This window comes from Nitrospira sp., from assembly GCA_030692565.1.
Classification (GTDB): Bacteria; Nitrospirota; Nitrospiria; order Nitrospirales; family Nitrospiraceae; genus Nitrospira_D.
This window is the reverse complement of record JAUYAO010000022.1, coordinates 101,634-116,384: the sequence shown is the minus strand read 5'-3', so window position 1 is coordinate 116,384 and position 14,751 is coordinate 101,634. Positions and strand designations below refer to the sequence as shown.

Below are 14,751 nucleotides of genomic sequence, written 5' to 3'. Positions count from 1 at the left end.
GTTGAGGTCGTCGCGAGAGCGAGACGGGAGGGAGAGGGCGAAGACATGCAATCGACCAGCGCACAGTCAGTGACGGAAGCCGTCGACCGGGCCGTTGCGGCGCTCGATTTCGACCGGTTGCACAAGACCTACTGGGATCAGAACGAGTTTCTTGTCATCAAGCAATTTCTTCCGTGGTCGTTTGTCGAATCAGCATTTGTGCCGCAGGTGGAAGGGCTCAAGCCGCGCATCAACCGCAACTATATCCCCGGCCACAAGAAGGGCGGCAGCGTCAGCTACTATACGGTGCAGGAGCAGGCGCCCTTGTTCCTCGACCTCTACCGGTCGACCGCCTATCGCAGCTTTCTCAACCGGTTGGTGCATGCGAATCTGCTGTTATGCCCGGACGATGATCCGCATTCCTGTGCGCTCTACTACTACACGGAGCCGGGGGACCATATCGGCTTTCATTACGATACGTCGTACTACAAGGGCGCGCGCTATACGATCTTGATGGGAATGGTCGACCGGTCATCGCACTGCAAGCTGGTGTGTGATCTGTTTAAGGACGATCCGGCGAAGGAGACGCAGCATCTCGAACTCATTACCGAGCCCGGGGACATGGTCATTTTCAACGGCGACAAGCTCTGGCATGCGGTCACCCCTCCGGCGGAGGGGGAGGAGCGGGTGGCGCTGACGATGGAGTATGTCACGAATCCTGAAATGGGCCGGTTTCATCGTCTGTACTCAAACCTGAAAGACTCGTTCGCCTATTTCGGATTGAAGGCCGTGTTCAAACGGGCGTCCTCCGGTCAACGCACCTCCTAATATCCCGCTCGACGAATCCGCCCCGGGGCAGTGGAACAGTAGAGCCGCTTAGCCGCTCACGTGTCCTTCTGCGTTGGGTATGACGGACTTCCCACTCACCCTATTTTGTCCCGGGGATGCGGGCCATTGCTTCGGCGATATGGCTGCCTCTCCGTTCGGTTTTCTGGACACCGGTTGCCGTATCGGGAGCATTTGGGTTCGTCCAGCCCCTCGTGCTCCGCGAGGGCGTCCAGCTTTCAATTCCTGCTCGCGAGGAGGGAATGGGCCACGGTTTGCGAGTTCCATCGTCGTGAGCGTCGCACGAAGGGCATCTTCTACGAGCCAGGCCAGTGTGGTGTGGGGTGTCCAGTAGGCGGCATCCCGCAATTGATTGACCAGCTGCATTGGAAGTGTGATCGTCAGTCTGGTGGTCGGTCTGTGATGTGCGGAAACCTTCTGAGGATCGTCCTGAGCTCGAGCCCGTTCAGGTCTCGGGGTATTCTCCATGATCGACTCTGCTGGGGGATTGGTCATCACCATGGCAGCCCTTTCATGATGAAGGCGGTGCATAAGAAGTTTCCGTGAGTCTGTGTAACGCAATGGTGGCGATAGGCCGTGCCTCCTTTCGGAGGCACGGCGCTCATGGCCATGGACGAAGGCACCAGCGTGTTTCTGGATGGGCACAATCCAGAAACCGCATCACCCTGCAGAGGGGAACCCTCAGAGACAAGGTGCGTAACTGGCAGCGTCGCGCCATGCCATATCCGGTCGAATGGAGTAATGAACGAAAAAGTCGTCATAGCCAAAGTGAACGATCCCTTGTTCGAAGGTATGTATGGGAGAACAAGTACGGACTAGTAGTACAGCAATGGGCGTACCAGGCGGGTCACGTCACTCATTCGAGCGAATGAGTTCTAAGACGTTGATTTCTTGCAGTGGAGAATTGAGGCGGCGATGACGCCGAGCGAAGGAGAAAATCTGGATCAGATCGATGTATCTGAACCGGTACGAGGGCTATCTGCTTTGATACAGGGTGCGAGCGAGAGGGCGTATGAAGTGTTTATAGGTGCAGATGTTTCATTGCGGCAGCACAGAGGACGATAAAAAATCCCATCCAGAGAGCCGCGCGCTGATAGGGAATGACTTCATAATCCTCATCCTCCTCTGCTTCATCATCTGACTTGAAGATGACGGTGTAGAGAAACAGGGTGAGCAAGCACAGGACTAACCCGAGCTTGATGAAGAAAATGGTCAAGTACTTGGCATTGTGCTGGATCCCCAGCTGGGTCTGCGAGGTCATGACCTGATTGACGTAGTGCAGATTGATCCCGCCGGTAAACAGGAGCACCACCAAGAGGATCCCGGCTATCTTCCTATAGTGCTGGTAAAACACATCACTGATGGGCTTGATCTGTTCTTTGGCCACGGCTTTCTTCAGCCCCGGAGTAACGGCCATGACAAGAAACGCCAGTCCGCCGATCCAAATGATGGCCGACAGCAGATGGAACCAGTGATTGATGATCGGAATCAGGGTGTTCAGATCGGTGACGATGCTTTGGAGGGCGTCCATAGAGCTTTCATGAGGGAACGCAGCGAAAGTTCGCCCGCGTTACGGCCTCACTCCTTACCCTTCATGTCGAAATTGAAGACGGGCGCGTCGTTGCCGAATCGCTTTTTTCTGAGCTCTTCCATCAGCTCGATGGTGATGAGCGAGACGCTATTCTCGCGGGCATGCTTCTCGACGCCTTTTTTGACCATCGCGCGGAGAAAATAGGGGATACGGCTCAAACGCAGCTCGGATGCCTCGTCCCAGGGGATGACGGATTCTTCTGGGACGTTGAAGGCCACCTTGATCTTCTCGCCGCCTTTGGGGGTGTAGAGACACCACTCATCTTCATCCAGCCAGTCGCCATGATCCACGTACGGACGGGCGCGGCAGCCCCCGCAGATATCGGTATATTCGCAGTCGCCGCATTTCCCCTTGAGCTGCGGGTAGCGGAAGGAATTGAAGACGTCGGACTTTTCCCAGAGATCGACGAAGCTGTTCTCGCGGACATTGCCGGCAGAGAGCGGCATATAGGGACAGGGCGTCAATTCACCGTTCGGCGTCACGCGCGCGTAATTGGTGCCGGCGAGGCAGCCGCCGCCCATGTAACCGGTCGCTTTCGTGATGGGAGAGTTCGGATCTTTCTCGTAAGCCAGGCGCTTGAAGTGGGGGGCGCAACGGGCGCGGACCAGCATGCCCTTATAATTGTCCTGGCAATTGACCAGATAGCCCAGCACTTCCTCGTACTGCGCCGGCGTGATGTCCGTGAGCTCTTCGCCGCGGCCCGTGCAGACCATGAAGAACACATTGAGGACTCGCGCACCCAGTTGATGTGACCACTCGATGACCGCGGGCAGCTCCTGATAGTTCATCGGTTGCGCGCTGAAATGGACTTGGAATTGAAGGCCGTTGCGCTTGCTGGCTTCAATGCCGGCCACCGCGGCCTCCCAGGCGCCCGGGACGCCACGGAAAGAATTGTGCTTGGCGGCATCGAGCGAATCGATGCTGATGCCGACGCCCATCACGCCGATCTCGACGAGGGCTTTGGCCATCTGATCGTTGATGAGCATGCCGTTGGTTCCGAAGACCACCATGAAGCCGAGCTTCACCGCGTGGCGGGCGATATCGAGAATGTCGGGACGGACCAGCGGCTCTCCGCCGGTGATGACCAGCAGGCAGCCTTTATTCACTTCGGCAATTTGATCAATGAGCTTGTAACACTCTTCAGTGGAGAGCTCGTCGTCGCCGCCGGCCGACTTGGTGGTGGCATCGAGGTAGCAGTGATCGCACTTGAGATTGCAGCGTTTTGTCAGATTGAGCGCAACGAGATATGGCTTGAAGTCATCGACGGTCCGGCCGTCGTACACTCCTTCGCCCTTCGGCGCAGGGGTCATGAACTGCGTGATCTGTTGTTGAAGCGACCCGAGCGCTCCCTGCAAAGACGGGAGGCTCAGCATCGGGAGCGATTTACCCATCAGTTGGCCCCGGACTTCGAACCGGTGAGATTGGCAATCATGTCCTTCAGATTGCCGGTCTTCATCGCATCGGCCATATAGCCCTTGGCCTGTTCGATCCCCTCATTGGCCACTTCAGCCGTAATGAGGGTCGCTCCGATCTTCTCCGCATGCTTTTCAATCAATGCCTTGGTGCAATCGCGCATGAAGCCTTCCGGAGCCCGCTCCAGCCTGGCCTGGGCGTCAGCGCTCCAGGTAAACGGAGAAGTTTCCGCCGGCTTGGCAGCGCCGTTGCCGTTCGCATGCTCGCCGTTCGTCCCATTGGCCATGGCGGCCAGCTTTTCTTCGGCTTCCGGCGCGGTGCCGGTGCCTTTGTTCGCGAAAATCGGCTGATAGTCTTCGTCCGCCGCTTCCTTGATCGTGGGGGCGGCGTATTCGAGTGTAATCGTCGTCATGCCGAGCTTGCGGGCGCTTTTTTCGATTCTGGCCTTGGCGCGGCGACGTTGGAATCCGGCGGGAACCGCGCGGATCGCTTCTTTCGCGTCCTTCGTCCATTGCATGGGGACATCGTCGTAAGCGAGATCGGTTTCCAGCTCGCCTTCGGCCTTGGCGGCCGCTTCGAAAATCTGTTTGTCGACCAGCTTGAACTTGTCGCCGTCGGCGGAGCAGACCGGGCATTTCACGGGCGCGTCGCCCTTCCCGATGTAGCCGCATCCGTCGCAGACGAAATAATTCTGGCTCATGCGGTCGAGGTAGGCCTGGGTCCCGACCGAGTTCTTCGGCTTTTCTTCGACGATGCCGGTCATCATGCCGCTCAGGGTGTTGCCCATGAGGTCCTTGGCGACCGAATCGTCCGCCTGCATCTTGTCCCGGTCGATGCCGGCGGCATCCAGACTGCCCCCGAGGGCGCGCATGGCATCCATGGCTCCTTTGGGAAGAATGTGTCCGATGGCGATATCGAGAACCGTGTTGCTGATTATCGTGTGGCCTTTTTCAATGGCATAACGATGGACCGCGGTCTTGGCCACGCCGCGAGCGAAGATCGGAATCTTTTCCATCCGCCGCAAGGCTTCTTCCGTCCAAGCGATGGTGTACTCGGCTTGCGTATCGATCGGCGGCACGTACTTGCGATTGGACACCAGGACGTTGCAGGCGGCGCTGCGCAACAGGTTTTCCGTGTTGCTGCCGATGTCCATGTCTTCATCGCTATGGACGCCGATGCGGCCGACGATGAGCAGCCAGGGGGTATCCTTGCGGACGTACTGAATGATTTTTTCAAAGGCTTTGCCGTCAAGAAGGGTCGTCTTGACGTCGGTGTTCTCGGCTTGGGCAATTTCACGGGACACATCGAGGTGCGACTGATAGATTTTGGCCAGGCCGCTGTCGATAATTTCTTCGTGCAGCTTTTCCTGTTCCTTGAACCGGAAGACCTTGCCGGCTTCTTCGTTCAACACGCCGGAGATGCTGTGGAAGGCCGCGTAATGGAAGTACGGATCGAAGGCGGAGATGACTTCGACCGGCCGGTTGAAAGCCTTGCCGAGGGCCAGACCCGTCATCAACCCGCCGAAGGAATAGGGGCTACCGTCGACCGCCACCACGATCTTGCCGTTGTTCATCGGCTCGGTGTTCTTGATGATGAACATGTCCGAGTTGCGGATGCGGCGGATCACGCGTTCGGTATTGCTGCCGATCACGCTGTCTTTCACCGCGCCGACGCCTAGCGCGCCCATGATGACCAGATCGTAGGCGTTGGTATTGATATCTTCGACGAGCACTTTCCAATTGCGCCCTTCGAGGGATTTGCGTTCGATCGGGAGGTTGGACTCGTTGCACTTCTTGTCGACGTAGTCGAGGTAGGAGTCCGTGATGATCTGGAGTCCGCGCGTGATCAGCGAATCGTGGATCTGCCGCTGGCGGTCCAGTTCCTTTTCATCGTGATATTCCTCAGGCAGTCCCGCTTCCATTTGCTTGAAGCGCTTGTCGTGCATCTTCGCGGCGTACACGTGGCTGCCGACAATCTTGGACCCGAAGGTCTTCGCGAACTCGACGCCCACGTCGACCGCTGTATTCGAATGGTCGGAATTATCGACCGGGATATAGATGGTCTTATACATTGAGACGCCTCCTCCAAGGCCTCTTTTTGTCGGGGAGAACCGTCATAATTGTGAGGAAAACCAAACGGTTGCCTGATATCCCCGGCATAAAAGAGGTCGGATAATAGCATTGGGCCAATCTGGAATGCAAGGCGAGGAGGGGGACGTCAACCGCCATGCGTCACCCGGCTCAGTTCACGATTGACGAGTGGCGGTTGACGTCCCACGAGCGCTCGGGCGTGATCGGAGTATCTCTTCCAGCGACAGCAGGGCGTCCCGGCCGGAGTTCCCTTCGATCCCTTTGACCAGGCTTTTGTCCGCGTATTGGCCGGATTGACTCGTGGCATCGGCGGACGCTGTTTGAGAGAGGGAGCCGGTCCATTTTCTGGGGTCGCGACTGCCCTCCTTCCGTTCCCAGGCCTTCAGGCAGGCTTTCGCAATGAAGCTATTGAGGGGGGCCGGGTTATAGAGCAGCTTCCGGATACTGGTCGGGGTGAGCATCAAGGGGTTATAGCCGGCCGACAGGTACCCTTCTTCAAGCAGGCGCTGTTCAAGATCGGTATTCGGCTGGATTCCCAGGAAGAACATCAGAGGGAATACCCGCTCCTCTCCCAGGATCGAGGCCACGATCTTATAGGACTCCACGCTTTGCAAAAGCGTCTCTTCCGTCTCTTTGGGAGAATTGAGCGAATAGTTCAGGATAACTTTGCCCTTGAAGCCGGCTTCAGCCAGGTAGCGGCATCCATCATAGAGGCGCTCGAGCTTGAACCCCATATGGAGGTTGTTGAGCACCTCCTGAGAGCCGGACGTGATGGCCACTTCCAGATCTCCCACGCCCGACCGCACCATCAGCTTCGCCAGCTCAGGCGTAATGAGCGAGGTGCGGATATAGCCGGACCACTCGATGTCCAGCTTTTCGCTGACAATCCGCTCCAGAATCTCCGTGCATTGCGGATAGGCCTCTTTCCCGGTGATGAACTGGGCATCGGTAAACCAGAACCGCCGAGCGCCCCACTGGTGGTAATGCTGAGAAATATCCTTCACTACCATGGCCGGCGGCCGATACCGGACCCGCTTTCCTTCAATATAGGGGTACAGGCAGAAGGCGCAGTCGTAGGGACAGCCCCGTTTGGTCTGTACGCCGATGGATTCGCCGATAAATTCTCGGTGCTGAGGGAAGATCGACGTCAGGTAAGGCAGATCGACCGTCAGGGCATCGAGCAGCGCCGGTGAGCCCTGCTGGCCTTTCCGGACTTTCCCGCCTTCTTTGATGATATAGCGTTCGTCTTCGATCGAGCGTCCTTCGATCACCTTCAGGATCGCATCTTCCCCTTCGCCGAGCAGGCCGATCGTCCCTTCCGGCAACTTCTCGATAAGCTGATCGGCAAAGGCCGTAAAGGCTCCGCCCCCGATCATGATCTGTGCCGTTGAGAACTCTTTCCGGATCAGCCAGGGATACGACAGAATTTTGTAGATGTGGCTGTAGTAGCGGTAGAGCTGCTTCACGCCCTCGAACGATGCCACCACGCGCTTGAGCGGATTGCTGGCAAAGTAGAAATTGAACGCATGCTCCAGCGACGAATCGCCTTCGTGGGGAGAGAAGATCTGAATATCCCGCCAGGAGAAACAGACCAGGTCGGGCTTGAAGGCTGCCGCCGTATCGCGCAGGGCCTGGCTGCGTTGCGAGACGGGAAAGAGCGACAGGTCGAGGATCTGTTGGCGCACGTCCGGCTGCCGGCGGTGAATGAAGTCGGCCAGATAGGTGATCCCTATCGGATAGACCTTCTTGCATGGCAGAAAGACATAAAGGATCGATTCCATAGGAGGTCAACCGTCAATCGTCAATTGTGAAGATGGACAAAGAATGTTAGGCCATGACGAACATGCGCGGATCAGTCCTACGATTGACGTTTGGCGAATCACCATTGACGTCACTTCACCGCCACATGGATCGCGACGATCCCGCCCGTGAGGTTCTTATAGGACACTTGGCGGAAGCCGGCCTCGCGCAGGACCTGGCAGAGTCGCTCCTGATCGGGGAACGTGCGGATCGAGGCGGGTAGATACTCATACACGCCGGTCGTGTCCCGCGCGACCTTCGTTCCGATCCAGGGCAGCAATGTAAACGAATACCAATCATAGAGTGCCCGCAGCCATCCAAAGACCGGACGGGAGAACTCCAGGCAGACAAACGTGCCGCCCGGTTTCATCACCCGGCGAATTTCACCGACCGCTTGCGGGAGGTTGCCGACGTTACGCATGCAGAAGCCGGTCGTCACTGCATCGAACGTGTTGTCCGTGAATCCGAGATGCTCTGCATTGGCTTGCAGGCAGGAGATCTTGCCCGTGCGCCCTTTGAGATCCACCTTCTTGAGCCCCTCGGCGAGCATCGCGTGATTGAGATCGGAGGCGACCACGCGGCCGTTGGTCCCCATGCGGGGCTCGACTAATAAAGCTAAGTCTGCCGTGCCGGCGCCCACATCGAGCGCCGTGCCCTGTTCGACGTGCGGGACGAACGACGCCGTGATTTTCTTCCAGCGGTAATGGAGTCCGAAACTCAGCAGCGTGTTGTTGAGATCGTAGACACCGGCGATGGCGGTGAACATCCGTTGCACGGCCTGTTCGCGCGCCGGTCCGGACCAGGTCGATACGGCTTGGGGTGGCGCGTGGGAATCCTGTGTCACGGGCGGCTGTCCGGTTCGTAGCATGGCAGCGTGGTAACACCTGCTTTGAGCCGGTGTCAAGGCGGAACATGTCGGTGGCGGCTGGACTTCAGCATCCATTCTCATTGCCCCACCAGGGGGAATTCGCTAGACTTCGGCGCGGTATGACCAAACTCACCCTCAGCCAGCTGTCCAGCCTCCTGTTCCGCGCCTGCGACGACCTGCGCGGGAACATGGATGCGTCCGAGTACAAGGAATACATTTTCGGCATGCTCTTCCTGAAACGAATGAGCGATCTCTTCGATCAGGAGCAAGAACAACTGGCGAAAGAGTTGAAAGCCAGGGGCATGTCGGAGGCTAAAGTTGCCGCGCAGCTCACCAATCCGGACAAATACACCTTCTTCGTTCCTGAGCGCGCGCGCTGGTCGAAGATTCGCCATCTAAAGACCAATGTCGGCAGTGGACTCAATAAAGCCCTCGAAGCCTTGGAGGACGCCAACGTTGAAGCGCTCCAGGATGTGCTCAAACACATCAACTTCAACCGCAAGATCGGCCAGCGCACGCTCGACGACGACACGCTGTCGAACTTCGTGCAGAACTTCGAAAAGATTCCGCTCCGCGACGAGAACTTCGAGTTTCCCGACTTACTCGGCGCCGCCTATGAATACCTCATCAAATTCTTTGCCGACTCGGCAGGGAAGAAGGCCGGCGAGTTCTATACGCCGGCTGATGTAGTGCGCACCCTTGTGGAGATCGTCGATCCTCATCCTGGCATGAGCATCTATGACCCGACCTGCGGCTCCGGCGGCATGCTCATTCAGACGCGCGATTATATTCGTGAGTGCGGCGGAAACCCGAAGGACGTCTCGTTCTTTGGCCAAGAGAGCATCGGCACCACCTGGTCCATCTGCAAAATGAACATGCTGCTGCATGGCATTGCTGACGCCAATATCCGCCAGGAGGATACGATCCGCCGCCCGCAGCATAAGGCCGAGAACAACGAACTCAAGCGTTATGACCGTGTCCTCGCCAATCCGCCCTTCAGCCAGAACTACATCAAAAAAGATATCGAATATTCAGGCCGCTTCGCCGTCTGGATGCCGGAGAAGGGCAAGAAAGCCGACCTCATGTTCGTCCAGCACATGCTGGCCGTGCTCAAGGCGGACGGAAAGATGGCCACCATCATGCCCCATGGTGTGCTGTTCCGGGGCGGCGAGGAGAAGGAAGCGCGCAAACATTTCATCGAGCGTGGCTGGCTGGAGGCAATCATCGGCCTGCCCGCGGGGCTGTTCTACGGGACGGGCATTCCAGCCTGTGTGCTCGTGATGAACAAGAAGGATGCCGCTTCTCGCAAGCAGGTTTTCTTCATCAACGCCGACCGGGAATACCGCGAAGGCAAGGCGCAGAACTTCCTCCGTCCAGAAGACATCTCAAAGATGGTTCACGTCTATCGTGAACGAAAGAATGTCGAAGGCTACGCCAGGCTTGTACCGGTCAGCGAGATCGCCGCCGAAGACTTCAACTGCAACATCCGCCGCTACGTGGACAATGCCCCGCCACCTGAGCCGCACGACGTACGAGCCCATCTACAAGGCGGGGTGCCAGTGGTGGAGGTCGACGCACTCAGCCACTTCTGGAAGAACTATCCAGGCTTGCGCGATCGCGTATTCATCTCACGCACCAGCGGCTCCCTCTCCCCTTGGGAGAGGGCTGGGGTGAGGGCAGAAAACCCGTCATCCGACATGCGCACGAACACACCGCTGCCTTATGAGCTCCTCCAGTTGGCACGCACCCTCCGTCAAGAGCGTACCGATGCGGAAGCCCTCATGTGGCAACTCTTACGGGATCGCCAGATCGCTGGATACAAATTTCGCCGCCAACATCCGCTCGAACCGTATGTCCTCGATTTCTACTGTCATGAGTTGAAACTCGCCGTCGAGGTGGATGGGGGGCAGCACAATGAGCTGGCGGGGCGCGCGCACGATGCGCGAAGAGAGTCCTTTCTTGTCAAGACTGGCATCCGGACGCTCCGCTTTTGGAACAATCAGGTGCTGGCTGAGACCGAAGCAGTCTTGGAGGCGGTCTATCAAGCTGTGGTGGAATCGCAAGCCGCAGGACCCTCACCCTGCCCTCTCCCGAAGGGAGAGGGTGACCCACATTCCGTGACCGAGAGTGGCCCTCTCCCTCTGGGAGAGGGGAGGGGTGAGGGCATTTATGTTGACTTCGCCCCAGCAGTTACCGACCGTCGCGCCCTCGCGGAACTGGTCAAGAGCGACCCAGGAGTCGCAAAGGCCCATACGCGTTTTCTTGAAACATTGGAGCTGTGGTGGAAGGAGCACCTTTCGCTCATCGAATCTCTCGCGCCGAAGAATGGCAAGCGGGGCAATGTCTACGAGCTTCGACGCACGCTGCTGTCCAGCATCACGCAACGGTTTCCCTCTCCCACCGGGAGAGGGCAGGGTGAGGGCGCGTCTTCCATCCTGACGGAGCATCAGATTCGCGGCGCACTGGCCAGCTATTTCGAGTTCTTCAAACCGGAATTCAAGTCAATTGCCTTCAGCGGATGGGGACCGGAGCTGATTCCCGACGACGACATTCTCCAGAGCCAGTTTCCTGAAGTTTTGGCCGACATGGAGCAGAAGCGTCTGCGTCTGGCTGAGCTGTCTGCCCTCTTTGCCGCTGCCGATGAAGAGGCCTACGAAGACAGCGACGATACCGGCCTGTTACCCGACAGCGAGGTGAAGGCGCTCAAGGCTGAACTGAAGGAAGCGAAAGCCCAAGCCAAGCTGGCAAAGAAAGAAAAACGTGACCAGTCCAAGTTCATCGCTCACGCCGAAGCGGCGGAGATACGGCTTGCCCGTCATAAAGCACTGGAGGACGAGGAAAGGCAATTGAAGGCCGACCTCCGTGCCACGGAAAAGAAGAAGGAAGAACTGGTGACTGCCGCTCGCGAGAAGATCGACCGGGACGAGGCCCGCCGCGTCATCCTCGACCGCCTGCACCGAATACTCGTTCAGACCTACGAGGGTTATCTCCGCGCCGACCAACGAGCCTGCACCGCTGCGCTGGAAAACTTGCATGCGAAGTATGCAGTAACAGCCAAGATCATCGAAGCCAAACGGGACGCCGAAGCGGCGAAGTTGAAAACGATCTTGACAGAGTTGGGATATGAGTAGGCCGCTTAGCAACTACTGTACTTTGAAAGGGGGGACTGGCTTCCCAGAGTCATTTCAGGGAAACCAGGAAGGCGATGTTGCTTTCATCAAAGTAAGCGATATGTCCTTGCCTGGCAATCAGAGGACAATCACGGTTGCCAATAACTATGTGGACAGGGTTGTTGCAGAACAGCTACACGCAAGTGCGTTTCCACCTCGTTCAACAGTATTTGCAAAAGTCGGTGCAGCCTTATTGCTGAATAGACGCAGAATGCTTATGGAGCCAACCATCATTGATAATAATATGATGGCTGCGGTTCCAACGACTGCTGATCCGGAGTTTCTCTATCACTTTTTATGCTCGGTAGATTTTGCCAACTACGTTCAAACTGGTGCTCTTCCCTCTATCAATCAATCAACGATAGGACAGATCCTCTTTCCCGAATTCTCGTTATCGCAGCAATGTCGGATCGCCGAAATTCTTTCGACGGTGGACGAGGCGATTGAGCATACGGAGGCGTTGATTGCGAAGTATCAGCAGATCAAGGCGGGGCTGATGCACGACCTCTTTACTCGTGGCTTGTCCCCCGACGGCCACCTTCGCCCCACCAGCGCCCAAGCCCCCCAACTCTACAAAGAATCCCCCCTCGGCTGGATTCCGAAAGAGTGGGAGGTGAGGCGGCTGGGCGTAATTCTGAAGGAATGCGGTGGGTATTTTCAGACCGGTCCTTTCGGGAGTCAGCTTCACGCCTATGAATATCAGCATGAGGGTGTGCCCGTGGTGATGCCGCAGGATATCAACGATGGCATCGTTTCGACGGAACAGATTGCACGAATATCTGAGCGGCGCGCTGAAGATCTTTCGCGTCACCGGATGAAGACTGGCGATATCGTCATTGCGCGCCGAGGAGACCTATCACGTGCCTCAGTGATTACGGATCGTGAAGAAGCTTGGCTCTGTGGAACAGGGTGCTTCTTGCTGCGGCTCGGTCGAAGCTCATTGCACGGGGACTTTGCGGCTCTTGTTTATCGGCATGATGTCGTTCAGCGGCAGATCGCAGGGATGGCTGTGGGAACGACAATGCCAAGCCTCAACAACAATGTCATGGAACGCCTTCTGTTCCCATATTGTGATCCTGATGAGCAATCACGAATTACCGAGCGACTCGGTAGCCTAGACCAAAGCCTGCGGCTTGCGCAGCGTCATCTGGCCAATAGTACGCAGATCAAACACGGCCTCATGCAAGACCTTCTGACCGGCCGTGTGCGCGTGAAGGTGGCTGAACCTGTGGGGGCCATGGTCTGATGACGCTGGAGGTACATAAGAAGCTGCAAGAGCTTCTCGCTTTGCCTGCTGAGACGGAGTGGGTAGAGTTCAAGGCGGCGCGGGGTGAGTTTGACTTCGATCAACTCGGCCGCTACTTCTCGGCTTTGAGCAACGAGGCCTGTCTTTACGCACAAGCCTTTGGCTGGTTGGTGCTCGGCGTAACGAACGAGCATCCGAGGCGCGCCTGCGGAACACGCTATAAAGAAAGCCAGGACTCGCTAAACAAGCTCAAGCATGAGATTGCACAGGAGACCAATCATCAGCTCACCTTCCATGCGATTCATGATTTACGCGTCGAGGATCAGCGCGTGCTGCTCTTCCAGATCCCTGCCAGCATCAATGGCGTCCCGACGGAATGGCGCGGCCGCGTGTATGGGCGGCATGGGGAATCGGTCAGTCCGCTATCGCTCTCGGAAATCGATCGCATTCGGGCTCCCTTGAGGGAGGACTGGTCCGCGCAGGTCTGCTCCTCTGCGACTCTCGCCCATCTCGATCCGCCCGCCATCCAATTCGCACGGAGCCAGTTCAAAGAGAAGCATCCGAAACTGGCCAAGGACATTGATGGCTGGGACGACATGACGTTTCTCAACAAGACGAAGGTCTGCCTGGAAGGGCGGGTCACCCATGCGGCGCTTGTTCTGCTGGGAAGGCTAGAGGCGTCGTCACTGCTGATGCCTGCCGTCGCACAAATCACCTGGGTGTTGAAGGACGAGAGGGGAATGGAGAAGGACTATGCCCATTTCGGCCCGCCCTTTATCTTAGCGGTGAACCAAGTGTTCAGCCGAGTGCGGAATCTCACCTATCGCTATCTTTCGAGCGCTACCCTCTTTCCGACGGAAGTGAAGCAATATGACGAGTGGGTGGTGCGCGAGACTCTTCATAACTGCATTGCGCATCAAGATTATCGCCTTGGCGGCAGGATCAATGTTGTAGAAGAACCGGATTCGCTCCTCTTCACGAACCTTGGCGGGTTCATCCCTGGATCAGTTGAGAATATGATTCACCGCGATGCGCCTCCGGAGGTGTACCGGAATCCCTTCCTGGCTCAGGCTATGGTGAACCTGAATATGATTGACACCATCGGTAGCGGCATCAGGAGAATGTTCACGATTCAGCGTTCCCGTTTCTTCCCCCTGCCGGATTTTGATTTGGCCGAGCCGGGCCGCGTGAAAGTGCGTCATATGGGAAAGATCCTCGATGAAAAGTATACACGGATGCTGATGGACCATACGGATCTTGATTTGGACACGATTATTGCCCTGGACAAGGTCCAGAAGAAGCGCCCGATTGATGATGAGACTTTCGCTAGACTCAAGAAATGGAAGCTGATCGAAGGTCGCCGCCCGAACGTCTTCATCTCCGCGCACATTGCTGCCGTTACCGGAACCAAGGCGGCGTATATCAAGCATCGCGGGCTGGACAAAACGCACTACAAGGCGTTGGTGGTTTCTTTTTTGGAGAAATTCGAGCAGTCTGTAAGAGGAGACATCGAAGGTTTCCTGCGGGAGAAGATTTCCGACGCCCTCTCGTTAGACCAGAAAACCAACCGAATTCGAAATCTGCTGCAAGAGATGCGGCGTGAAGGTACGCTGACCTGCGAAGGCCATGGTCCAGCGGCAATCTGGAGGTTAGCTAAACCGGCTTCCAATCAGAAAATTTAGCTTTCTTTTTAGCCTTTCTTGCAGGGTTCTGGTCAGCTGAAATTCTGAAATATGAAGGAGTTAGGA

9 protein-coding genes are annotated in these 14,751 nt (G+C 56.9%); 4 read left to right on the top strand and 5 right to left on the bottom strand.

What is annotated here, in order from left to right:
* The first annotated feature begins 45 nt into the window (after positions 1-45).
* Positions 46-807 (top strand): 2OG-Fe(II) oxygenase, encoded by a 762-nt coding sequence (locus tag Q8N04_05205; GenBank protein ID MDP3090053.1) that lies wholly within the window; start codon positions 46-48, stop codon positions 805-807.
* 1,039 nt (positions 808-1,846) lie between these two features.
* On the opposite strand, the gene Q8N04_05200 is transcribed toward Q8N04_05205, so the two are convergent.
* The 5 genes from Q8N04_05200 to Q8N04_05180 form a co-directional block, all read right to left on the bottom strand.
* The gene (locus Q8N04_05200) at positions 1,847-2,356 is read right to left on the bottom strand and encodes a hypothetical protein (GenBank protein MDP3090052.1); all 510 of its coding nucleotides are present in this window, start codon (positions 2,354-2,356) and stop codon (positions 1,847-1,849) included.
* Positions 2,357-2,403: 47 nt separating this feature from the next.
* Entirely contained in the window at positions 2,404-3,807 is a 1,404-nt protein-coding gene (locus Q8N04_05195; GenBank protein MDP3090051.1) for a radical SAM protein, read from the bottom strand.
* Positions 3,807-5,900 (bottom strand): universal stress protein, encoded by a 2,094-nt coding sequence (locus tag Q8N04_05190; protein MDP3090050.1) that lies wholly within the window; start codon positions 5,898-5,900, stop codon positions 3,807-3,809. The genes Q8N04_05195 and Q8N04_05190 overlap by 1 nt, the downstream gene beginning before the upstream one ends.
* 174 nt (positions 5,901-6,074) lie before the next feature.
* Positions 6,075-7,700, bottom strand: a complete 1,626-nt coding sequence (locus Q8N04_05185; protein ID MDP3090049.1) for a radical SAM protein — start codon at positions 7,698-7,700, stop codon at positions 6,075-6,077.
* A gap of 110 nt (positions 7,701-7,810) precedes the next feature.
* Positions 7,811-8,587, bottom strand: coding sequence for a class I SAM-dependent methyltransferase (locus Q8N04_05180; GenBank protein MDP3090048.1), 777 nt, complete (start codon positions 8,585-8,587; stop codon positions 7,811-7,813).
* 119 nt (positions 8,588-8,706) lie between these two features.
* On the opposite strand from Q8N04_05180, the gene Q8N04_05175 reads away from it, so the two are divergent.
* From Q8N04_05175 to Q8N04_05165, 3 genes are read left to right on the top strand one after another with little or no spacing between them, the layout of a single operon-like run.
* The gene (locus Q8N04_05175; protein MDP3090047.1) at positions 8,707-11,718 is read left to right on the top strand and encodes an N-6 DNA methylase; all 3,012 of its coding nucleotides are present in this window, start codon (positions 8,707-8,709) and stop codon (positions 11,716-11,718) included.
* Complete coding sequence (locus Q8N04_05170) at positions 11,711-13,003, top strand: restriction endonuclease subunit S (GenBank protein MDP3090046.1); 1,293 nt, start codon at positions 11,711-11,713, stop codon at positions 13,001-13,003. Before Q8N04_05175 ends, Q8N04_05170 begins: the two co-directional genes overlap by 8 nt.
* Positions 13,003-14,685, top strand: a complete 1,683-nt coding sequence (locus tag Q8N04_05165; protein ID MDP3090045.1) for a putative DNA binding domain-containing protein — start codon at positions 13,003-13,005, stop codon at positions 14,683-14,685. The genes Q8N04_05170 and Q8N04_05165 overlap by 1 nt, the downstream gene beginning before the upstream one ends.
* Positions 14,686-14,751 lie beyond the last annotated feature (66 nt).